This is a genomic window from Streptomyces sp. NPDC091682, from assembly GCF_044756625.1.
In the GTDB taxonomy this organism is placed as follows: Bacteria; Actinomycetota; Actinomycetes; order Streptomycetales; family Streptomycetaceae; genus Streptomyces.
Genome location: NZ_JBIVTH010000048.1, coordinates 1 through 20,167, shown reverse-complemented (window position 1 = coordinate 20,167; position 20,167 = coordinate 1). Strand labels below are relative to the sequence as shown.

Sequence of the window (20,167 nt, the reverse complement as noted above, 5' to 3'; positions counted from 1 at the left end):
CACGACGGCGCAGCTCAAGCGGGTACTGGGAAGGACGTGCCATGACTCGATCCTCTCAAACGATCGAGTCCCTACCGAACCCGGAACGGTTCACTACCCGTTCTGGTTGACCCCGTCGGCGCAGGCTTCGCGTCGCCACCCCCACGACAACAAAGGTGGAGCATGAGCGTCAGCACGGTCAGCGCTGCAGAAGGCGGCTTGAGCGTCACCCTTCCCGCCATCTCGGACAAGGTGAGCACCTTCCGGACGTATCACGCCGTCGCATTCATCGAACAAAGCGGAGTCACCATCTCAGGAGAGAGGCAGGTCACCGGAACCACACTCAGAAACGGTATGAGCCTGCTGGTCCCCGGAGCCTTCAACACAGCCAACGCCGTTTACCTGCAAGTCCACGTCAGCGAGAGCGACTCCGGGGAGGTTCTCTTCCAAGAGCGCAAGCGCGAATGCAAGGTCGGCCCGGCGTCGACCTGAGCAGCAAGGCCCTCGGCGCTCTGGTGGCCGACCGCCACAGGCGTGACTGCCCGCAACGCGCTCGCGGGCAGCGGGCCAGGCTCCGGAGCACTCGATGGGGTGTGCACCTGGCGCACGAGCGGCAACCGCGTCCTCGGCTGGCCGGTTGCCGAGGGCATGAACGACGAGAACGTCATCACCATCGAGATCCGGGGCCACGAGCCGGCCGCTGTCGAAGCGGCGCAGCGGATCTCCGAGCTCTCCCTGTCCAGCGGCCCGTGCCGGCTGCGCCGCACCCCGGGCGAGGCCGAGGTGCAGGTGCTGGTGTACGCGGACGTCCACCGGAGTCCGGACGAGGGCGGCTACGCCGATCCCGGGGAGCGGGAGGAAGACGCAGGCGCGTTTCTTCGGTGAACCCGCTCCCCCACCGGGGTGAGACGGCCCCGACCCGGTTCGGCCCGACGACCGGTGACGCACTATCACCAAGTTCATAATCAAGAACTTGCGCCGGGGCCTCATGGCCGCCGCCCTCGCACCCGCCTCCTCCACACAGGCCGACGAGGTCACGCTCATGGACGGGATCACCGCGCTGCCGGTCGCAAACGAGATCCGCGAGGGCTACAAGCGGGAGCTGTACCCGACGACAAGCACGGCTGCACCGCCCGCAACAACGTCCTCATTGCCGAAGCAATCGAAGCCCCGACCGTCGGGGCCAACTGCGCCCTGACCGGAGGGGTGTGGCACTCCTACTACGACGACGCCCTTGTCCAGGGCGCCTCCAGCGTCGACATCGACCACATGGTCCCGCTCGCCGAAGTCCACGACTCCAAGTAGGCGGAGTTGTATAGGCTGAGCGATTCCGCTCGGCATTCTGAGGGCCCTGACCTGGTCGGCGCGCCAGGCTGCAGCCGCTTTGGGTGCCGCTGGGGTCTTCTGCCTCGGGTGATTCTCCTGCGACGCCACGATGTTGCATTGGATGCAACCCGGGTGCGATGTCGTCGATGTGCCGGACAGCGCCCCGAGGCGCGCCGTTCCTCGGCCGTACGATGATCAGCGACTGCTGTTTAGACGCTTCCGGGGGGCGAGCGCTTGAGCGACATGAGGGTTACTGCAGGCGGGCTTGCCGAGGTGGGTGAGTTCCTGGGGGTGCTCCACGACTACGACTCCTGGCTGGTTCTGCACCGGCACCCCCACCTGTACGAGGCGCTGGAGCGGGAGGATCCCCCGCTGATCGTCAGGCAGGTACTGGGCCACGCGCGGGCCGGACGGACAAGGATCTGCCGGGACCTTCTGAACCGATTCATGGGTGCTTCGGTGCTGGCTGACGAGGCCCCGGAGTTTGCTCCGCCGGTCGACGTCCCAGAGCTCTACCTGCAATTTCTGGTGACCAGGATGTGGCGCCGACAGCTCAGCATGGCGGCCCTTGTCACCGATGCCCGGGCCGAAGCAGCCCGACGCGGCGCACGGCTGCTTCGGACGCACTGCTGGGTCGGCGAGGACAGCCGCTTGGTGCGCGAGTACGAGGAGTTGGGCTTCACCGCGACGCTGGAGTTCGAGGTGCTGCGGTCGGACGGTGCGATCTGGCCGGGCCAGGTACTGCAGACTCGGGTGTGAGCGTTCAACCCTCCACATCAAGTCGGTCTGCGCATCACCCGACACAGCCTCAGGGCTTCAATGACCAGCCTGCGGAACACCTCCGCGTCACCTCGCGGAGTCGATGACGTCAGCTGCGGGCCCTCACGCCCTCAGAGCATCGCTGCCCGGCCCGCTGTCCCACCGATCGAGAGGTCTGTTCGCACTCCACAGCCACCGGGCCCGCCAGGAATACCGCACGGTTCGAATGTCGCTCCCCGCCAGCTGGCGGCCACGGCTGGACCACCGAGCGCCGCCGCCGGTACGCCAACGGCCTCGGCTCCGACGTCACCTCTTCGGCCTGATTCGGATACGCCGCCGACCCAAGCCGGATTGCCCTCGACGACCACACCGAACTCCCCGCGCTTGAGATGAAGGCGACAGAGCGGCGATTGGCGCCTTTGTTCACCATTTGTCCCTGACCAGTGCCTTGCCCATCATGCCGCCGACTCTGACGGACCCGTGGTCTTTTAGTTCGTCCCTGTGCAGGGCGACGAACGCGGCGGCAATCCTCTCCGCCTGCACTTGTTCCTTTTCCACGTCGTTCTCGCGCTTGTCACGGTTGAGACTAGTCAGGATATGAAAATAGGTAGAATCGCCGTCCGGGTTGACTATTACATCGATATGGAGGGCAAGGAGGTCCTTGTTCTTTTTGTCCCGTGCAAGGTATTCGAGGAACGCAACCGTGGTCGGGGTGCCAGTAGGGGACGCGGTGGCCACCGGGTCCTGGTCGTCGCTACCGGTGCAGGCCGCTGTCGCGGGGGCGAGGACGAGCACGGCTGCCACGGCGAAACCGATCAGACGGCGGCCGGTACGAGGTTCCGGCCCCGGCCTGGTCTGGTTGCTGCGGTTCATGCGTTTTGCCCCTCGTCTGGTGTCCTGTGCGAATAGACGTAGTGGACCGCCTACAGGTTCCCCGGCTGGCGGCCGTGACCGGTGCCACGACCGCCGGCCGGGGAGGGGTCAGCCCTTCATACGGCGGTCCCAGTCGATGTACGGCACGCCTGCCGTCCCGTTCATCGAACAGGTCCCCTTCGGTACTCCTTGGTACTCCCACAGCCCGTACGTCACGAAGGTGCTTCCCCCATCAGTTATGCAGGTGACCTTGGCACGGAACTGCCCCACTCCGCCCGCAGGGCAGGTGACGTTGCCCGTCTGGCCAGGCCCGCTAGGGCGCGTATCGGGTTTTGATCAGTCGGCATGTTCACGCCGCGGGTCCGGGTGGAGAGAAGACGAGCACGGCCACTGCCTCTGCTTCTGAAGGGCACGTAGGGTGTCGAGGCATGACGGCATTGCCGAACTTGCCTCAGAACACGTCGCTGGTCGACCTGCTGCGGGCGCAGGGGGTTCCACAGGAGCGCGGTGCCCATTCCTATGAGGGGTGGGAGTTGCATACCCACCCCGATCTGGTCGAAAGACTTGAGGACCTTGTTCCCCGCTGGCCCGTCCTGGCGACTTTCGGGGTGCCGGTGCTTGCTGCCAAGGGCATCGCCGCGGTCGTCGCCTGGAGCATGGACACGCTGCTGGTGCGCCTTCCAGAAGCGCCGACCGAGCTCCTGAAGCCCGCATCGCCCTGCCCGCCCCTGACGGACCCGGGTCAGGGGTGGTACTCAGTCTGCCCCTGGCAGGGCGAGCTTTCCTCGATGGAGTCCAAGCGCCTGCTGTCGCTGCTGGTCCAGCAATCGCTCTCGTATGCGGCAAGCCTGTCGGAGGACGACAGCATCGACTGGCAGGGGCGCCCAGTGCAGGCCCCGGGCACGCGCAGCGGCAAGGTCAAGGGCAGACGAACCAGCAGGGACACGGGCGGACGGCAGGGGGGACGCGGACGACGGCGCTAGGGTGCCGAGCGAGTCGTGATCAACGGGTCGCCCTGGTCAGGTCTTTGATCCAGATCATCGAGGCACGCAGATGGAGGCCAGCGAGGTAGCTCTCGGGGGCCTTGTCGTACCGGATGGCGATGCCCCGCCAGGCCTTCAGCTTGTTGATCAGCCGCTCGACGGTGTTCCTCTCTTTGTACAGGTCGGCGTCGTGACTGACAGGCCGACCGCCCCTTGAGCCCTTCTTCTTCCGGTTGGCGGCCTGGTCGACTTTCTCGGGGATGACCGCCTTGATCTGGCGTTTGCGCAGGTGGGAACGGTTGCCGCGGGACGAGTAGGCCTTGTCCCCGGCGACAGCATCGGGCCGGGTACGGGGGCGGCCGACGGGCCCGCGGACCCGGGTCTTCCCCAGGACGGGGATGAACCGCGGACTGTCGGCTGCCTGGCCCGCGGTCAAGATGAACGCCAGCGGGCGGCACTTGCGGTCGGCGGCGAGGTGAACCTTGCTGGTCTGCCCACCCCGCGAGCGTCCCAGGAGGGCGGCCTTCAGGCGGAGCTTCCGGCAGCGTCGAATACGTCGTCGCTCATCCCACTCGGGATCCGCTTCGGTGTCTCGTCCGCTTTGTTCTTCGCCGTCGCACCTTTTGACCTGGCCTTCTCCTCCTCGACGGCGGCCTTCTCCAGGGAGGTGAGCACGTCCTTGCTCAGGTGTATCCCGGCGGCGTCGTGGTGGGCGCGAGCGGTGGTGGAGTCGATACTGACCAGGGACAGGTCTCGCCCCGCTTCGCTGCTTCCGCGATCAGGCCCTCCAGCAGGGCCTCGAACACGCCAGCGTCACGCCACTGGCGGAAGCGGTTGGAGACGGGCGACCAGGCGCCGAACTCCTTTGGCATCTCACGCCACTGCCCGCCAGTCTTGAACCGCCAGATCACACCCTCGAATTGCTGCCGCAGCCGCCTGGGATACGGCCCGTACTTGCCGATCGGCAGGCACGGGCCGATGAACTCCCACTCCTGGTCCGTCAGTTGTACGCGAGTCACACAAGACGATCTAAGGGATCAGAGCCTCGGAGCGGGGCCGAACCCAAGGATTGGTCACGACTCAATACGCGCCCTAGTTGTAGGGGTTGTCGTCGCCGCAGCCCTGCGCAGTGGGTGCGGTGTAGGCGGTGATGTCCTCGATGATCTGCACCTCGTCGGTCTTGGCGTGGCGGGTCCGGCTGAGGGCGACGGCGGTGGGGCGGGCTTCGAGCAGGGTCGGGGTCATCGGGTGATCTCCTTCGGTTGGCCGTGCTGGCAGTAGTTGACCAGTGGTGCCTTCGCCTCCTGGAAGATGCGCGACATCGGGCGGCACACCCGGCACGAGCCGGAGAATGTGCAGCCTGAGCATCCTCCGGTGCGAAGCATGAGGGAATCGGCGATGGCGCCGAGTCGGGCCAGACCTTCGACGCCTTCGGCGTCCAGGTCCACGTACGGATCGCGGCCTACCTTGCAGATGGAGGCGCGGCCGTGGGGGTCCGCGTGGGAGAAGGTGTGACCGGCCCGGCACCCGGTGAATGGGGCCCGCTGGGTGAGGTGTTCGTGAGACTGCGTGAGCAGCGTTTCGGCGCCGTCGTGGATGGTCGGCGACATTGTTGGCGTACTCGCGCCAGGGCAGGCCGAGCCGGTCGGCCCATGCCCGCATGGCGTGCTGCTCGTGGGCGTTGCGGCGGGTGATGATCAGGCTGAGTTCCCGGTTCAGCCCGGCCGCTACGGCGTTGTCGAGGCCGCGGGTGAACTTCCTGAAGCCGCCGCGGCGGCGGGTGAAGCCGTCGTACGTCTCGGCGCTGGCACCGTACACGGACAGGGTGAGCTTCGCCGGGAGGTAGGTGGTGAGGAGGTTCATGGTGGGCTCGCGCCACAGCCGGGAGCCGTTGGAGAGGAGTTCCACGACCATGCCGAGCCGGTGTGCGTAGCGGTAGGCGGCCACCAGGGTGAACCGCGGGTTCGCCGCGATCGGCACGACCGGCACGACCGGCACCTACTGTCTTTACGCGGTCGATGTCCTGACCGGCAAAGCAACCGACAAGGGCGCCTTCCCGACCCGGTACCAGGTCACCGACCTGGCCCTGCCCATCAACCAGAAGTAGCGCCCAGCCTCCTGCCGGGCCCGGCAGGAGGACATCACCGGTCGGTGGTGTAGCCGGACAGGCCGGTGGCCTGGCCCACTCAGGGGGGGGCGGGGCCACCGGCCATTTCCCGTCGCTGCTCGCGCCCAAGGTGCCTCGGCCACGCGGAGACCCCACACGGCCGGCGCGGGAACAGGACCTTCCGGCATCCCCGCACACGCCCTCTTCGCCGCAGTCCGCCCACCAGCTTGGCCACCACAGCCCGATTCCCCCGAACGAGGCAATGAGCCGCCGTACGGCTTGGCGAAGCGCCTCCCACTCCGCCGACCTGACCGCCGCGGCTACGCGGGAGTAACGCTGCTGCCGCACGGAAGAGCACAAGGGCCCCGACCGGCCGGGGGAAAGGCCGGGTCGGGGCCGCGCCCAGACCGGAGGGGGTGGCGGGCAAGGCGGTCAAAGCGTAAGGAGGAAAGGGCGGTCGCCTCACGGCGGCTTGGTCGGCCGCGTCCCGGCTAGATGCTGCCGACCGGGGACGGGAACCAGCGACGTGTGACGGCAGCCGGGTCCTGCCCGCAGCCGGCAGCGCAACGGGGCGAAGATCAGCCCGCCCGAAGGCCGCTCCCCGCAGGAACTATTGCACTCCAGGTCCGAGCAGCGCCTGGCACTGACACACTCAAACCCGGCGGCGCCCACCCCCCACAGCCCACCTGAGCCGAACCTCAGTAGCTGTCACCGGCAGAGCCGGATGACGTGGCGAAATGGGACCGAACGAAGCAGCATGGTTGTCACCGACGAGGCAGGCGGCTTGTCACAACTGCTCATTCAGCAGCCTTCCTGTCACCGGCGGCTGGAGGGGTGCGCGGCCGTGGACGTTCTCCTTGGGGCCCGAACATGACCAGATACTCGACCGGTCCGGCGGATCCGGCGTTCGCAACTCCATGGGGCGTGTGGGTGTCGATCTCGACGATGTCCCCGGCAGTCAGGACGAGGTCCTGGTTGCCGAGTGCGAGCCGCAACCGCAGGTGAAGCGCCGGACACGAAGCTGCAGCATCACCCGCCGCCCTGTCACGGGGAGGTCAGCAGGAAACCGCAGGTAGGAGCCGTGCACTCGCCCTGACCAGCTTCCGTAGCCTGGGCACGGCGGTGATCTTGCGGCGGTGTAACCCGGGTGAGTGAGTCCGGGGCGGTACGGCTGCGGTGTATGAAGCCCCGGGAGGACGATCGACGACTGTGGCCCGTACTCCGTTGGATGTGAATGAGCTCGTCGCACACTGGACGCTGCTGACGGACGAGCAGGTACCCGTGTCCGGCAAAACGTGGGCGATCCTGCGCCGCTTCACCCGTAACGCATCCCACCCCAGCTACGCGGCGATGCTGGAGGTAGGCCACGCCCAGAGGAAGGACCATCCTCGTGGCCCGCTACCTCCGGCTGCGGGACCTGAAGCGGGAGATCGAGGAGGGCCTGAACATGATGCAGTCCTCTCACGACGCGATGATCAGGAGATGTTCGTGCTGTGCCCGCGGATCCTGCAATCCGCCTTGGTCTACGTGAATACTGGCGGTCAGCTGCTCGACGATCTCGACCAGGAGGGCGGCCAGCGGCTGGAGAGCGGCGCGGCCTGGTCGCGGACGAGGGACAGGTGGGCGTTCCAGTCCACGAGCGGTCCGGTCAGGTCGACATCCGCCTCGTACAGAGGCCGGTCGCCGACCGTCGCCCAGTCCAGCGCATATTCTGCGGCGCCTCGCCATCCGCATGCGCACCCCGCCCGGAGCGCCTCGGCGCGCGGGCGGCCGACCTGGCCGTCGTAGGCCGACCAGTGCGTCGTGGAGGGCACGTCCGAGCCGCTCCCGACATCGAAGTACGCCGGCCCCGGCTCGTCGCCACCGACGAGGACACCGACCGCGCCCGCGTGCGCGTCCCCGAACTCCACCGTCCACCGGTCCCACTCCACCAGCACACCACCCTCCGACACGTTCCCGCCCGCCACCCTGCCCCGCCCGAGCCAACGCCCACACCCGAGCCGGCCCAACAGCGCACCCCGTTGGGCCCACCCGGCCACCCGGCGACCGCGAACGGCTGCGGGCACGGCGAAGGGCCGCCACCTGTCGAGGTGGCGGCCCTGACCTTCGGGGGTGCTACGGGGCGGGGGTGAACTCCACGTCCGTGCCACCGCAGCCGGCCGCGATGTCGAGCAGCCGGTCACGCTCGGCCTCGTCGACCGCGAGGCCCCAACGGAGTTTCGTTGCCGTCCACTCGGCGCCGTACCGGCACAGCGCGTCCGCGGACGGCGGCAGCCACTCCGCCGGATCCTGGTCCGCCTTCGACCGGTTCGAGCAGGCCGTCACCGCGACCCGGGAAGCCGGCTGTCCCTGGTCGTTCGCGTACGCCTCCCGCCGCGCCGCCGTCCACGCCGAAGCCCCAGCCGGCAGGGCGCGTCATTCCAAATGAGCGGTATTGCAGATGCCTCAGCGGCAACAGCGCTGGCGGTCAGGATCGGGGGGCCCAGCGCTTGCTGTCGAGCGTGTCAGTGCTGCGCGGCATAGTGCCGGGCATGATCAACGACTTGGAGAGCATCGACTGGGCGTCCCTGGGGCACGCCTACGGGCCGGCCAGTGATGTTCCGCAATGGCTGCGCGACATGGCTTCGTCCTGCGACGAGGTCCGGGAGAAGGCGTTCAGGAGCTTCTACGGCGCGGCCCACCATCAGGGGGACGTGTATCCGTGCACGGTGGCCAGTCTGCCGTTTTTGTTCGACATGGCCGACAGCCCTTCCACGCCTGATCGGGCGTCGGTGGTCGCGCTGATCGTGAGCATCGGCCGTGAGGCCGTCGATCGGGACGAGGTCGGCGGTGTATGGATCGGCATCGACGGTGAGGAAAGCACGGCCTACCAGGACGCCGCAGCCCTGATACGTGGGCGCGGCGAGGTGTTCGTCGGCTACGCCTGCGATACGGACGCGCGGGTGCGTTCGGCCGCGATCGTGGGGCTGGGGCTGTTCCTGAACGACGCCGAGCGGGCGGTAGGAGTCCTTCGGGCTCGGCTCGACGCCGAGGACGGCGTCATGGAGCGGCTGCTGGTGATCCGGACGATGGGCGATCTGGCGCTGCGGCTCCCGGCGGCTCAGAAACCAGCGCGGGCATGGTTCGATCTCCTCGCCGACGGCTTGACGGTGGATGCCGATGTCCGTCTTGCGGCGCTCGTCCAGCGGGCCCGCTGCATCCCCGAGTCCATCGATGCCACCACGGTGCCCACCGCGATCGCGCTCCTCCGCCGGATCGCGCCGATATCCCTGCCCGAGGAGAGCAAGGAGCCAGACGAGAGCCCGGGGCCGACGGGGCCGTGCACGTGTGCTCTTGAGACCGAGCCCGACCCTGGTGTTCCTGGGCACGTTGCTGCCGCCTTCGCCGACCTGGACCGCCACGGCCGGGTCCATGCGCCCACGACGTCCCTGCTGGTGTCCTTCCACGAGGTCCTCGACGGGCGTGTCGAGGACCGGACCGCGTTGCTCTGCGAGCAGCTGCGCAGCCTGGATGCGGCCACCCGGTACGACGCGATCGACATGGCACGCACACTGATCATCTCCTGGCGAGGAGACCATGTTCCCCTGGTACGACTCCTCGCCGCGTGCCTGCTGCCGCGCGACTCCTACACGTCAGCAGCTGCGGCCGAGGTGCTCGGGGCCTTGGGCCAGCTTGCCGAACCGGCCCGGGAAGCCCTCGCCGCCTACGTCGCCACCCACCGCACCACACATAGACCCGATGCCTGGGCGAGCCCACACGCCGAACTGCGCCGCGCCCACCAGCAGGCGACCCTGGCACTCGCCGAGCTCGGAGACGAGCGAGCCCTGCCCGGGCTGCTGACCGCGCTCGACACCGGTATCGACGCCTGGCGGGCCGTGAACGCGGCCGGCCGGCTGCCCCAGGCCGCCGCGGAACTCACGCCCCGGCTCATCCGCCTCCTCGCCGACATCGACCACTCCCGTGAATGGCCCGATGTCAGTCCCACCTCGCTCGCGTCGGCGCTTGCCGCACTCGGCGACCCGGCCGCCGTGCCCGCGCTCACCGACGCCCTCAAGGCCGCCGTCCAGCGAGGGCAGTGGCACACGGCCGCGCCCATCCTGAAGGCGCTCGCATCGTTCGGCACCCGCGCCATCACCGCCCTCGAGATCGTCCGCCCCCTGACCGAGGCGGAAGACCAGAGAACCCGCACGGCCGCAACCAACACCATCTGGGAACTTGAACGCCGACCCGAGCAGGTCGTTCCGCTGCTGCAATGCCTCCTCAACGACGAGCGGAACTTCGACGCGGTCAACCTTGCTGGACGGATCGGCCCTCCCGCCGCGGCCGTACTGCCCCGCCTGCGCCAGATACTGAACGACCAACTCGAACAGAACGCACGCAACGAGCAGGCCGGTTCCGCCGTGCTGAACGACTCCTGGACCCTGGTCCATATGGCGTCAGCCCTCTGGGACATCGGCGGGGACGACGAAGCCCCCGCCGTCGTGCCGGCGCTGCTGGCCGCTTGGAAGGACAACGACTTCACCGCACGCCATGCCGTCGCCTGCCTCAACCGCATGGGCCAGGCAGCACACCCCGCCCTCCCCCAGGTCCAATCCGCACTCGCACAGCCCCGCCGCGGAGGAGACCCCTGGGGATGGAGCATCGCCGTCGACCTGGAAATCCAGCGCACCTGCCGGTCCATCCTGACGCGTACGCAGGCCTCCCAAGCCACCTCCTGACCGTAGTGGGGCCGCCACCGCGAAGCCACGCCTGACGTGGTAGCGGCCCCTCCTGCACCGGCCCTCGACCCACGGGGCGGGGGTGAACTCCACATCCGTGCCGCCGCAGCAGGCCGCGATGTCCAGCAGCCGGTCCCGCTCGGCCTCGTCGACCGCGAGGCCCCAGCAGAGCTTGATCGCGATCCACTCCGCGCCGTACCGACACAGCGCATCCGGCGCCGGCGGCAGCCACTCCGCCAAGTCTCGGTCCGCCTCCAACCGGTTCGAACGAGCCGTCACCGCGACCAGCGAGGAGAGCTGACCTTGGTCATTCGCGTATGCCTCACGCCGCGCCGCACGACGCGCCGCCGTCCACCCGAACGCCCCAGCTGGCGGAGAGCGTCATTCGAACCATGCGGCATTCCACGCGCCTCGACCGGAGAGAGGCCCCAGCCTCGCCTCTCTGCCGCACAGACCAGCTCACGATCGACCTCGGCGCCCACCCCTGCACCCCGGCTCAAAACCGTCATGTCGGCGGTGGTTTCTAAGCTGTCCCCGTGAACGTTGAAGATCTTCAGTGGCAAGCAGACAACTGGGGTGGAGTCCCACCACAAGTGGTGGACCTCCTCGTGGAAGGTGGGCACCTGGATCTCGTGGTGGAGGCCGCCGACAGGCGCGGGGACTGGTTCTGCGCACGAGGCGCGGCACGTGAGCTCTGTACCACAGAAGAATTCGAACGGGCCTGGGCCGTGATGAAGCCGTTCGCGGATTCCGGCTGGCTGCCTGCTCTTTCAGCGGGTGCCGACATCTTGGTCCGGTGGGGCCGGATCGATGAGGCACTGGCCTTGGTGCGCCCGGACGAAACGGCGTGGCAGGCAGTCGAGGCGTGCCGTGCCTACGCCGAAGTCCTGGTGAAGACCGGGTGTGTGGACGAGGCGATCACGGTCCTCGAACCTCACCTGTCGGACGGTCGGATACCACGGTCTCTCGTAGAGATGACCGAAGGGCAGGGTAGGGACGACCGAGTCCTGGCGCTGCTTGTCCCGCTCGCGCAGGAGGCCAGACGCGTGCAAACCCAAGGCGGATCGCACAGGCACTGGGAAACCTTGGACTTGCAGGCCGAGGTCTTGGAGAGATCAGGGCGGGTCGACGAGGCGATCAGCGTCCTCGGCACCGACGTGGCCGCCCGCCGGTACGGACCCCAGAACACGGTCGAGACCTACGTGGGGCTCCTCGCCCGGCACGGACGGATAGAGGAGCTGCACCGAGCAGTCACCACTGGTGGCCATGCACGCGAGGCACTGCGTCCCCTGGTGGGGGCGCTCCAGGACGCAGGACGGACGGGCGAGGCCGAGACCTTGTTGCGCGAACTCATCGCCGCCACCGACTACCCGGGTAGCTGCCAGTCCCTCCTCATGGATCTGCTAGCCGGACAGGACCGAATTGACGAGGCCGTCGAGGTAGTACGCCCCACCTTCGAGGACCCTTGGGAGGGCCTCCTGTATGTCGCGGTGCGCATGCTCGCCGAGAACGGCCTCCAGGAACGGGCATTGCGACTCCTGGATGAGTGCAGCCAGGACTTCCTCGAAGAGACGTACTGGGTGCCGTCCACTCGATGGTGGTTGATGGGAGAAACCGGGCGATGCCGCGAAGCCATCGCGGAGGTCGCAGCGGATCCCGACCTGTATGCCGACGAGCGGGACATCACCATCGCCTCGCTGCTGGCACAGGACGGCAGATCAGACGAAGCAATGGAGCTGCTCCGCACCCATCCAGGACTCACGGCAGCCACAGACCTCGCCAAGCTGCTGATCAGGCAGAACCGCCCCATCGATGCCATCGCTGCCATCCCCAGTGCCGCCGCCCAGCGGGAGCACGCTCGACGGCGCTGGAGCACTCCCAACAGTACGGAGGCCGATTCCATCGACGGGCCGCAGCTTTAGGGCCCGTCGGCAACGCCGCACGCAAAGCTGGCGGGGAGCGTCATTCGAACCGTGCGGTATTCCCGGCTCTGGATCAGCTGACAGGCACAGGCGGGGATGTCCAGCGGTCGTCGCGACGCCATTCGTAACGCCACACCGCTTCGAGGTAGCCCTCTTCTTCCAGGGAACCGCGCTGCGGCGGGCCGAGAAGGCGTGCTGCTTCCACACACCGTTCATCGTCGTGGAGGGCAAGCCCGTAGACGGCGGCCAGCCGGACCAGACGGTTCGTGTCGTCCAGCACAGCAGCCATGGCGTCCGCGAAGTTGGGATCGTGGTCCCTGCCCTCGGCAACCACGCAGCATGCGGTCTTCCGTACCACCGCGTCCGGATCGGTCATCAGCCGCAGCAACGCCGTGCGAGCATCGCCGGAAAAAGCCGGCGGCGAGGACCACTCGCTGAACCCCTGCGCGACCGCACGCCGCACCCCGGCATCAGAATGGCCGGCGTGAGGCAAAAGGGCCACCTCCGCGCGGGGGTCGATGTGCTCCCCAAGAGCGACCAGCACCTCGGTGAGCACGGCGAGGTCCGTCTCCTCGGCCGACCATTCGGTAAACATGTTCAGAGCGGGACCAGCGAACGCGTCCTCGTCGCTGGGGTCGAGCAGATGGGTAACCCGGAGCACCTCGGCACCGAACAACCGGCGGGACGGGTCCGGGTTCGTGCGCAGCGCTGCGGCAGCTGTCCAGGTCGCCTGGTCGCGTCGGCCGGCCAGCAGGAGGGTGACCCCGCCCCATGTCGGGTGGTTCTGGTCGGCGATGGTCAACGCGCGATCCATCAGATCCTCGAACGACGTCCGGACCCCGAGCAGGTCCTCGACGTACGTGAGGATCGCCCCGTGGCCGTCCCGCACGGTCGTGCCACCAAGGGTGCACTCGTCGACCCTGTTGTACTCGTCGTCTTGCACCTGCCTACGGACGACGGTATCCCGGGAACCGGTGCGGCGCCTCAGTTCGGCCTCGACCCCCGTCTCGTGCCAGCGGCGGGCGAGGTCCCGCGCCTCCAGGAGTTCAGATTCGGGATACCTGCCCCGGATCCTGTGGTCCAGGAGCGCCTCGAACAGAGCGGGCGAACCCGAGTCGACCGCCTCACGCAAAGGGATCAGATCCTCGGGCCCGCTCCGGCCCGAATCCGCACCGTACTGGAGCAGCAGTTGGGCGATGTGCCCGGCGTGCATCCGGACCGCCAAGCAGAACGCGGCGTCCACGCAGTCGGAGTCGCTGTTCTCATGGAGAAGGATCCTCACCAGGTCCGTGTCCCCGGCCTGGACCGCGGAGATCAGGGCGGACTCGCCGTCCACAGCATTGCTCGTACCCACACCCGTACTCACGCCCATGGTCCTGTTCCCCCTCAGCGTTCTCGCAGCTCAGTGTAGATCTGCCGAATCGGCCCGACGGGGCGGATAATAGCCGGCACGGCCTGGCGGACTTGCCTGACGACTGAATCAGGGCCCGGGGTGTGGAGGCCCGTCGGTAAGGGCGCGCCGGCGTCTGGTGCGCGAAGGTTCGGCGTGGAACATGGCGTTCTGGGATGGCGAACAGGTCACCAGGCCCAAGGCCGATGTGCTGCCGATCAGACCTCCAGCAGCTGCCGCAACCGGCAGGCGTACCACGCGGTCGCCGCGCACACCGCCACGTAGATGACGACACCCTGGAGAGCGAAGTTGACGTAGTGGAACTCCCACTGCGCCGCCCCCGGCTCGCTGCCGTACAGGGGGTTCTCCCAAATGTACGGAAGGAACTGGGCAACGAGCCCGCCCAGGAGCTGGGCGGCGATGTAGAGGACGGTCAACTCCCCCAGGCGCCGCAGCCAGGCCCGTCGGTCAGTACGGATCAGGGACCGGACTCCGGCGAGCGCGGTCCCGGGCTGCCACCGCGGGCCTGCCGGGGCGACCCGGGCGCAGACCACTGGCACCAGGACCACGGCTGCGATGACGAGCCCGACGAGGAGTGCGTTCAGCAGTCCCGCCGTGCTTTCCGAGCTGACCCGGCTGCGGCCCTGGGGCGCAAGGAGCACCGCCAGGATCGGCAGGTGGGTGATGAGGGCGGCGAGGTACACGCGGCCGAGCAGCGCGGCCGAGGGCGGACCGAGGCGATGCGGGCGCGAGCGGGTCGGTACCAGGGGGGTGGTCATGCGGCTGATCCCATCACATCCTTTCACTTTGGTGAAGTAGTTTTTTTCACCAAAGTGAAAGACTTGTACGCTGGCCGGCATGAGTACCGAACGGGACGGCGCCGCGCTGGGCCACGAGCTCAGCCTGTGGGTGGTGCTCTACCACGAGCAGCTCGCGGCCCGCCTGCACGTCAACGCCACCGAGCACAAGGTGCTCGGCATCATCGCCCGCACTCCCGGCACCACTCCCGGTCGGCTCGTGGGTGAAACCGGCCTCAGCAACGCTGCCATCACCAAGATCATCGACCGGCTGGCCGCGCTCGGATACGTCGAACGCGCCAGGGATCCCGGCGACCGCCGCCGGTTCACCCTGACCGCCACAGCCGCGCACCGCCGCGTCCTGGGTGCGGCCATGGCCCCGATGACGGCGGGGATGGCCGAAGTGGTGCAAGGCCTCGACGAGTCCGAACTGGCCGCTGTCGGCCGCTGGCTCACGGGAACAGTTGCCGTCATGCGCGAGGCCGCCCTCGCCTTGGCCGAGGAGAATCGCAGCGGTGATCCGAAGGAAGCGGCTAGCCCCTGACGGGGTGCACAGTGACGCGGGATCTGGAATGCCGCACGTCTCGAATGGCGCTCCCCGCCAAGTGGCGGGTACGGCTGGACCACCGAACGCCGGCGCCGCTACGCCAACGACTTGGGCTCGGACGTCACCCTCGTCGGCGTCACCGTCCGCTCCAATCGTCAGAAGTCCGACCAGGCCCCGGCCACCTGGACGCCGATGCCCGCGGTCCACTGCCGCTACCTCGGCGAATGGGTCACCACCAAGCACCGCTGGGGCCTCGCCGTCGACCCCGCCGAACGCGAGGCGCTCCTGCGGTACGCGGCCGGCTGCCCCAACGCCCGGATCACCTTCGAACCCGCCGTCTGACCCACAGGGCCGGCCGCACCGACGGCCACCGCCGGCGTGTTGATCTTCCGGTTGCTCGCGTCCGCAATATCGGTGGGAACCCTGGAGCACCGCCTATCGGTCGGAGTCGTTCGACCGGGAGCGGTGCGACAGATCGTCGATGTTGGGATTCACCTGCCGGGGGCACGTGGGTACTGGTGGGTGTGGAGCCGTTGGGGGCCGGGGTCTTCCTGCTCGGTGCCGCCGTCGGCCTACCCGGCAGAGCGGTCGCCGTACCGACCGTGTTGCCTGGGCCAGCCGGTTCGTGAGCGCGACGGTAGGTGGCTGGGCCAGCCTCCGGAGACGCGGACCAGGGCGCCATTACGGAGGGCGTCGCGCCCCGTACGACCCCAGCGTCGACTTCGTCCGTGTCGACGACCAGACCGCACCCGCCGCGCAGGACGCGCCACCCCACTCCCGTGCTGGGCGGAGCGGGGTCCTGCGATCACCTCTGGGTCCGGCACCGCTATGCACGCCATGCGCCTAGGCGCAGGCGTGACGCACTCCTGCCCCTGGCCATAACTGCAGCTGCAGGCGCGCTGCCCCCGCAACAGAACCCGAGCTCTTCGTGTCAGGTTCGGCCCTGCTGCTCCACGACGAGCTCGCCGCCGGGAGCCAAGCGCGAGAGAACCTTGGCATACACCGTGGTCGCCGCGGCGAGCACTGTCGATACGACCGCCAGCGCGAGGATGCCCAGAAGCGCTGGCCACTGGCGCAGCTCGGCGTCGCGGCAGGTCATGCTGCCAGGCCACGGCTCGACCAACGGGCCGCGGCACAAACTGCTGCTCCCCCGGTGCGACGGTGTCTCCGGACCGTAGTCGGCGACCATGAGGAAGACGAAGAATCCCCAGACCGCCATGGCCAGGAGCATCCACGCGATGGACCACCGTTCGATCCGGCGGGCGTCCCGGCGGGCCTTCTCCGCCCGCCCCGATGCGCCATCTACGGGAACGGACCCCTCCAGGGCCGTCTCTTCGGCTGCCACGTCTTCCCCCTCCGACCTTCGATAAACGAAACGTCAGTTCATCACACCCCGCCTGCACGCCCCGACCGCCCGCCCATTGAGGTTCCATCACCAGACCGGCGTTCCGCCATGCAAGGTTGACATCCGCTTCGTACAGAGGCTGGTCGCCGATCGTCGCCCAGTCGAGCGGGTATTCGGCGGCGCCGCGCCAGCCGTGCCGCAGGCGCAGGTCGCGCGGAGGGCTTCGGGCGCGGGGGCGGGGGCGGGGGCGGCGCAAGCGGCCGTCGTAGGCCGTCCAATGCGTCGTCGACGGCACGTTCGGACTGCTCCCGACATCGACAGTACAGAGGTCCTGGCTCTTCACCGCCGATCAGGGGCCGCCATGGCGCATCCACAGCCGTAGCGTGGGGGAAGTGAGCCGGTGGATCTCAGGGCTCCGGAAGTGCGGGCCACGGCCCGCGACGGGAACTACGGTCGCGTCATCGAACTGGCCAGGACGTCGGCGCAGCTGACGCAGCGGCAGGTCTGCGGGCTGTCGCAGCCGGCGGTGTCCCGTCTGGAGCAACACGGAACGAGCGCCTACCGCATGGACGTCCTCGCCCGGGTGGCCGCCCGTCTACAGATCCCGCCGCCGCTGGTCGGACTCGCCGACCAGCACGCGTTACAGGACGGATCCCAGGACGTGGAACGCCGCAACCTGCTCGGGTTCGCCGTCGCGGCGGCGGCCACTACTCCCCCGTCGGCACCGGCCGATGCCGACGGCGGTCAGAGCGCCGCCCTGCGCCTGAACACCACCGCGTTGCGTCGGCTGGACGGCTCGGCCCCGTCGCGGGAGCTCTCCGAGAGCATGCACGCCCATCTGAGGCTGATCCAGTCCGTGAGCCGTGATGCCCGCTCGGACGCCCACCGGGCACGGCTGGCCGCGGCCGGCTGTGAAACCGCGAGCCTGGCCGGGTGGCTGGCGTGGGACATGGGCGACCACGGGTCCGCCCGCACCTGGTACGGCTCCGCCATCCGCGCCGCCCGTACGGCGGGCGACCCGCCCCTGGCCGCCTACCAGATCGGCAGCCTCGCGCAGTTCGAGGCCCACACCGGAAACGGCCCCAGGCCCTCAGCCTCGCCGCGCGGGCGCGCGAGGTCCTCGGACCGCAGCGCCCGCCGGTCACGGACGCGTGGCTGTCATCCGTGGAAGCCCTCTCGCACGCCGCCGGCGGCGACGGGTCCGCTGGGGACCGGGCGTTGACCCGATGCCGATCGGCGGCCGAGGCTCTCCCGGCCGACCCGCCTCCGTGGCCGTGGGTGTTCCGCTTCGGGCCCGAGAAGGTGGCCGCGGCCCGGGTCGCCTGCGGGCCAAGCTGGAGCGGCCGGACTGGGTGCTGTCCGCCGAGACCGAGGCGCTCGCGGGCGGTACCGATAGACAGGGCGCCCTGATCGTCCTGGACCTGGCTGCCGGACACCTCGCGGCCGGCCGGATCGAGGCCGCATTCGACCGGTCGGGGCGGCCCGCTGCCGTCACGCTCTCCTCCCCACCAAAGGTGGTGCGACAGTTCGACGAGTGCCTGCACGACGTCTACATGTAGCGAACGAAAGAAGGGGGTTGGGTATGGGGGTGGGGATCGCCGGGCAACGGGGCCTGAAAGCCGAGGTCGACGCACAGGTGCAACGCTCCTGGAACAGGACGTCCGCGAGTTCCCCGCGGGAGAGCTCATTGCGGTGTCCTGCACCGCGGACGGCCCCGATGCGTGGTGGGCGGAAACCATCCTCGCGCACGGCGGCCGCCTCGAAGCCGTGGTCCCGGCACACGAGTACCGGCAGAACCTGCCCGAAGCCCACTGGCCCGTCTACGACCGCCTCCACCACGCGACCATCGAGGTCCACCACACCGGCATGACCACCTCCGACTCCACAGCACACATGGCAGGCAGCGAAGTTCTCGTCGGCCTCTCCGACCTCTTCCTCGCTGTCTGGAACGGCAAGCCGGCCTGGGGCTACGGCGGAACCGCCGACGTCGTCGCCTGCGCCGAACGCACCGGCACCCCGTACGCGTGCTCTGGCCGACCGGAGCAACGTGGTCGGAGCCGGGGTGGGCTCCTTGCGCGTTCGGGGCGTGCCGGACGCGTGCCCCCGTCAGGATGGTCGGAGCCCTCTCTCGGGACCTGTGACGCACAGGAGGAGCGCCTTGACCGCGAGGGGGGCGATCTTCCGAATGCACGAAGGGGGCGTCGTGGGAGCTGGTTGGACTGGGCTACTGATCGCCATGGTTGGCGTGGTGGGCACACTGGGGGCCGCGCTGCTGACGCAGAACCGGGCGGACCGAACCAAGCGAATGGAGCTGCAGGCCGCCGCTGAACAACAGCGTGAAGAGCGTGGTCATGCCGAGGAGCTGCTCCGCGCCGAGCAGGCCAGACAATGGCAGAGCGAGAGCCTCGAACGACGCCGCGCCTGCTACGTCGCGCTGAACACCGCTTCGCGCCAGTACCTGACTGCGATGACCCGCTATGCCCACGCACTTCGATGCGGCGCGGACGTCGACACGACCCGGGGGAACTTGGAGACGGCCAGGCTCTCCTACCGGGACATCTACGCAGAGTCTCAGATGATCGTTCCGGGTGCAGTGTTGCAAGCATCGAACACAGCCAAGAGCCACATGAACGCTGCGTACGGCAAGCTCAAGCGGTACGGTGCGGAACCCTCCGCGTACCTGGAAGAACTCGGCTCCCTGGAAGATGAACTCCACCAGGAGGTCTGGATCCACCTGGGATCGCTGAAAGTGGCCATGCGCTCTGACCTAGGGATCGACGACTAGGTTTATTGCCCAGTGAGGCTGGGGACGCGGCTGGCGGGTGGTTTGCCTGCGAGCGCGGTGTGTCCGCGGTGGCGATTGTAGGAGTGCAGCCACTGGGGAACGCTTTACGTCGTTCCTGCGCTGATCGGTAGGGGCGGGCGTAGGCCCATTCGTCGAGCAGGGTGCGGTTGAGGCGCTCGACCTTGCCGTTGGTCTGGGGGCGGTAGGGCCGGGTTCGCTTGTGGGTGATCCCGGCCGCTGCCAGGGCATCGCGCCAGGTGTGGGATTTGCAGCAGGAACCGTTGTCGGTCAGGACGCGTTCGACGGTGATCCCGACGCTGGCGTAGTAGGCATGGGCCCTGCTCCAGAACGCGGTGGCGGTTTCCTTCTTCTCGTCGGCGTGGATCTCGCTGTAGGCGGGGCGGGGGTGGTCGTCGACCGCGGTGTGGATGTACTGGTAGCCGACGCCGGACTTGGTCTTGCGGCCCGCCGGTCGGCCCAGCACCCTGTGGCCCCCGCCATCGGGGATGTTCGCGAGCTTTTTGATGTCGACGTGGACCAGCTCGCCTAGAAGACTCGTGAAGATCTTGTTGGAGGGCCGTCCGGCCGTAGGCCGGGAGGCCCTCTCGCTTATGCGGTGGCCGTGGTGAGCGTCCA

General features: G+C 68.5%; 22 protein-coding genes and 4 pseudogenes. 13 read left to right on the top strand and 13 right to left on the bottom strand.

Annotation, left to right across the window (positions count from 1 at the left end):
• Nucleotides 1-162: 162 nt before the first annotated feature.
• From ACIQK6_RS42395 to ACIQK6_RS42385, 3 genes are all read left to right on the top strand, one after another.
• Nucleotides 163-471, top strand: a complete 309-nt coding sequence (locus tag ACIQK6_RS42395) for a hypothetical protein (RefSeq protein ID WP_329107369.1) — start codon at nucleotides 163-165, stop codon at nucleotides 469-471.
• Between the two features lie 42 nt (nucleotides 472-513).
• Nucleotides 514-864 (top strand): hypothetical protein, encoded by a 351-nt coding sequence (locus tag ACIQK6_RS42390; protein ID WP_329107367.1) that lies wholly within the window; start codon nucleotides 514-516, stop codon nucleotides 862-864.
• Between the two features lie 675 nt (nucleotides 865-1,539).
• The gene (locus ACIQK6_RS42385; RefSeq protein WP_329107365.1) at nucleotides 1,540-2,064 is read left to right on the top strand and encodes a GNAT family N-acetyltransferase; all 525 of its coding nucleotides are present in this window, start codon (nucleotides 1,540-1,542) and stop codon (nucleotides 2,062-2,064) included.
• 423 nt (nucleotides 2,065-2,487) lie between these two features.
• Here ACIQK6_RS42385 and ACIQK6_RS42380 read toward each other — a convergent pair whose 3' ends face one another.
• Nucleotides 2,488-2,937: a hypothetical protein gene (locus ACIQK6_RS42380; protein WP_329107363.1), complete on the bottom strand. Its 450-nt coding sequence runs from the start codon at nucleotides 2,935-2,937 to the stop codon at nucleotides 2,488-2,490.
• A gap of 428 nt (nucleotides 2,938-3,365) precedes the next feature.
• On the opposite strand from ACIQK6_RS42380, the gene ACIQK6_RS42375 reads away from it, so the two are divergent.
• Entirely contained in the window at nucleotides 3,366-3,920 is a 555-nt protein-coding gene (locus ACIQK6_RS42375; protein WP_329107360.1) for a hypothetical protein, read from the top strand.
• Nucleotides 3,921-3,939: 19 nt separating this feature from the next.
• On the opposite strand, the pseudogene ACIQK6_RS42370 reads toward ACIQK6_RS42375, so the two are convergent.
• The 3 genes and pseudogenes from ACIQK6_RS42370 to ACIQK6_RS42360 form a co-directional block, all read right to left on the bottom strand.
• Nucleotides 3,940-4,939, bottom strand: a pseudogene (locus ACIQK6_RS42370) (IS5 family transposase).
• Between the two features lie 73 nt (nucleotides 4,940-5,012).
• Nucleotides 5,013-5,165 carry a hypothetical protein gene (locus ACIQK6_RS42365; protein ID WP_329107357.1) on the bottom strand — a complete coding sequence of 51 codons (153 nt, stop codon included), beginning with the start codon at nucleotides 5,163-5,165 and terminating at the stop codon, nucleotides 5,013-5,015.
• Nucleotides 5,162-5,368 (bottom strand): hypothetical protein, encoded by a 207-nt coding sequence (locus tag ACIQK6_RS42360; protein WP_329107355.1) that lies wholly within the window; start codon nucleotides 5,366-5,368, stop codon nucleotides 5,162-5,164. Before ACIQK6_RS42360 ends, ACIQK6_RS42365 begins: the two co-directional genes overlap by 4 nt.
• Nucleotides 5,369-5,871: 503 nt before the next feature.
• On the opposite strand from ACIQK6_RS42360, the gene ACIQK6_RS42355 reads away from it, so the two are divergent.
• Nucleotides 5,872-6,027 carry a hypothetical protein gene (locus tag ACIQK6_RS42355; protein WP_329108322.1) on the top strand — a complete coding sequence of 52 codons (156 nt, stop codon included), beginning with the start codon at nucleotides 5,872-5,874 and terminating at the stop codon, nucleotides 6,025-6,027.
• Between the two features lie 797 nt (nucleotides 6,028-6,824).
• Here the strand turns inward: ACIQK6_RS42355 and ACIQK6_RS42350 are convergent.
• The 4 genes and pseudogenes from ACIQK6_RS42350 to ACIQK6_RS42335 form a co-directional block, all read right to left on the bottom strand.
• A complete protein-coding gene (locus ACIQK6_RS42350) occupies nucleotides 6,825-7,022 on the bottom strand; it encodes a cupin domain-containing protein (protein ID WP_402697734.1) in 198 nt (65 codons plus the stop codon).
• A complete protein-coding gene (locus ACIQK6_RS42345) occupies nucleotides 6,986-7,114 on the bottom strand; it encodes a transposase family protein (RefSeq protein ID WP_329107353.1) in 129 nt (42 codons plus the stop codon). The genes ACIQK6_RS42350 and ACIQK6_RS42345 overlap by 37 nt, the downstream gene beginning before the upstream one ends.
• Before the next feature lie 454 nt (nucleotides 7,115-7,568).
• Entirely contained in the window at nucleotides 7,569-7,979 is a 411-nt protein-coding gene (locus ACIQK6_RS42340; RefSeq protein WP_329107351.1) for a hypothetical protein, read from the bottom strand.
• A gap of 163 nt (nucleotides 7,980-8,142) precedes the next feature.
• A pseudogene (locus tag ACIQK6_RS42335) lies at nucleotides 8,143-8,439 on the bottom strand (HNH endonuclease); the annotation flags it as partial.
• A gap of 119 nt (nucleotides 8,440-8,558) precedes the next feature.
• Between ACIQK6_RS42335 and ACIQK6_RS42330 the strand changes: the two are divergent.
• The 3 genes from ACIQK6_RS42330 to ACIQK6_RS42320 all read left to right on the top strand — a co-directional run bounded on the left by ACIQK6_RS42330 (nucleotide 8,559) and on the right by ACIQK6_RS42320 (nucleotide 12,667).
• Nucleotides 8,559-10,745, top strand: a complete 2,187-nt coding sequence (locus ACIQK6_RS42330) for a HEAT repeat domain-containing protein (RefSeq protein WP_329107349.1) — start codon at nucleotides 8,559-8,561, stop codon at nucleotides 10,743-10,745.
• A gap of 82 nt (nucleotides 10,746-10,827) precedes the next feature.
• Complete coding sequence (locus ACIQK6_RS42325; RefSeq protein WP_329107346.1) at nucleotides 10,828-11,046, top strand: hypothetical protein; 219 nt, start codon at nucleotides 10,828-10,830, stop codon at nucleotides 11,044-11,046.
• Between the two features lie 235 nt (nucleotides 11,047-11,281).
• Nucleotides 11,282-12,667, top strand: a complete 1,386-nt coding sequence (locus ACIQK6_RS42320) for a hypothetical protein (protein ID WP_329107344.1) — start codon at nucleotides 11,282-11,284, stop codon at nucleotides 12,665-12,667.
• Between the two features lie 73 nt (nucleotides 12,668-12,740).
• Here the strand turns inward: ACIQK6_RS42320 and ACIQK6_RS42315 are convergent, their stop codons facing one another.
• The 3 genes and pseudogenes from ACIQK6_RS42315 to ACIQK6_RS42305 form a co-directional block, all read right to left on the bottom strand.
• Nucleotides 12,741-13,910: a HEAT repeat domain-containing protein gene (locus ACIQK6_RS42315; RefSeq protein ID WP_329107342.1), complete on the bottom strand. Its 1,170-nt coding sequence runs from the start codon at nucleotides 13,908-13,910 to the stop codon at nucleotides 12,741-12,743.
• Nucleotides 13,911-13,916: 6 nt separating this feature from the next.
• A pseudogene (locus ACIQK6_RS42310) lies at nucleotides 13,917-14,039 on the bottom strand (hypothetical protein); the annotation flags it as partial.
• A 236-nt stretch (nucleotides 14,040-14,275) separates the two neighbouring features.
• Nucleotides 14,276-14,836, bottom strand: a complete 561-nt coding sequence (locus tag ACIQK6_RS42305; protein WP_329107340.1) for a hypothetical protein — start codon at nucleotides 14,834-14,836, stop codon at nucleotides 14,276-14,278.
• A gap of 79 nt (nucleotides 14,837-14,915) precedes the next feature.
• Between ACIQK6_RS42305 and ACIQK6_RS42300 the strand changes: the two genes are divergently transcribed.
• Entirely contained in the window at nucleotides 14,916-15,398 is a 483-nt protein-coding gene (locus ACIQK6_RS42300) for a MarR family transcriptional regulator (RefSeq protein ID WP_329107338.1), read from the top strand.
• A gap of 111 nt (nucleotides 15,399-15,509) precedes the next feature.
• Nucleotides 15,510-15,743 (top strand): hypothetical protein, encoded by a 234-nt coding sequence (locus ACIQK6_RS42295; protein WP_329107336.1) that lies wholly within the window; start codon nucleotides 15,510-15,512, stop codon nucleotides 15,741-15,743.
• 589 nt (nucleotides 15,744-16,332) lie between these two features.
• Here the strand turns inward: ACIQK6_RS42295 and ACIQK6_RS42290 are convergent.
• Nucleotides 16,333-16,746: a hypothetical protein gene (locus ACIQK6_RS42290; protein WP_329107334.1), complete on the bottom strand. Its 414-nt coding sequence runs from the start codon at nucleotides 16,744-16,746 to the stop codon at nucleotides 16,333-16,335.
• Between the two features lie 400 nt (nucleotides 16,747-17,146).
• On the opposite strand from ACIQK6_RS42290, the gene ACIQK6_RS42285 reads away from it, so the two are divergent.
• The 3 genes from ACIQK6_RS42285 (at nucleotide 17,147) to ACIQK6_RS42275 (ending at nucleotide 19,531) form a co-directional block, all read left to right on the top strand.
• A complete protein-coding gene (locus ACIQK6_RS42285) occupies nucleotides 17,147-17,968 on the top strand; it encodes a helix-turn-helix transcriptional regulator (RefSeq protein ID WP_329107332.1) in 822 nt (273 codons plus the stop codon).
• Between the two features lie 52 nt (nucleotides 17,969-18,020).
• Nucleotides 18,021-18,305: a hypothetical protein gene (locus ACIQK6_RS42280; RefSeq protein ID WP_329107330.1), complete on the top strand. Its 285-nt coding sequence runs from the start codon at nucleotides 18,021-18,023 to the stop codon at nucleotides 18,303-18,305.
• Nucleotides 18,306-18,982: 677 nt separating this feature from the next.
• Nucleotides 18,983-19,531: a hypothetical protein gene (locus tag ACIQK6_RS42275; protein ID WP_329107328.1), complete on the top strand. Its 549-nt coding sequence runs from the start codon at nucleotides 18,983-18,985 to the stop codon at nucleotides 19,529-19,531.
• A 2-nt stretch (nucleotides 19,532-19,533) separates the two neighbouring features.
• Here the strand turns inward: ACIQK6_RS42275 and ACIQK6_RS42270 are convergent.
• A pseudogene (locus tag ACIQK6_RS42270) lies at nucleotides 19,534-20,167 on the bottom strand (integrase core domain-containing protein); the annotation flags it as partial.

What these genes read in the sequence shown, in the direction of transcription:
- ACIQK6_RS42275 (WP_329107328.1), top strand. Translation starts at nt 18,983, where the DNA reads ATGGTTGGCGTGGTGGGCACACTGGGGGCCGCGCTGCTGACGCAGAAC.
- ACIQK6_RS42380 (WP_329107363.1), bottom strand. Translation starts at nt 2,937, where the DNA reads ATGAACCGCAGCAACCAGACCAGGCCGGGGCCGGAACCTCGTACCGGC.
- ACIQK6_RS42365 (WP_329107357.1), bottom strand. Translation starts at nt 5,165, where the DNA reads ATGACCCCGACCCTGCTCGAAGCCCGCCCCACCGCCGTCGCCCTCAGC.
- ACIQK6_RS42330 (WP_329107349.1), top strand. Translation starts at nt 8,559, where the DNA reads ATGATCAACGACTTGGAGAGCATCGACTGGGCGTCCCTGGGGCACGCC.
- ACIQK6_RS42375 (WP_329107360.1), top strand. Translation starts at nt 3,366, where the DNA reads ATGACGGCATTGCCGAACTTGCCTCAGAACACGTCGCTGGTCGACCTG.
- ACIQK6_RS42395 (WP_329107369.1), top strand. Translation starts at nt 163, where the DNA reads ATGAGCGTCAGCACGGTCAGCGCTGCAGAAGGCGGCTTGAGCGTCACC.
- ACIQK6_RS42300 (WP_329107338.1), top strand. Translation starts at nt 14,916, where the DNA reads ATGAGTACCGAACGGGACGGCGCCGCGCTGGGCCACGAGCTCAGCCTG.
- ACIQK6_RS42305 (WP_329107340.1), bottom strand. Translation starts at nt 14,836, where the DNA reads ATGACCACCCCCCTGGTACCGACCCGCTCGCGCCCGCATCGCCTCGGT.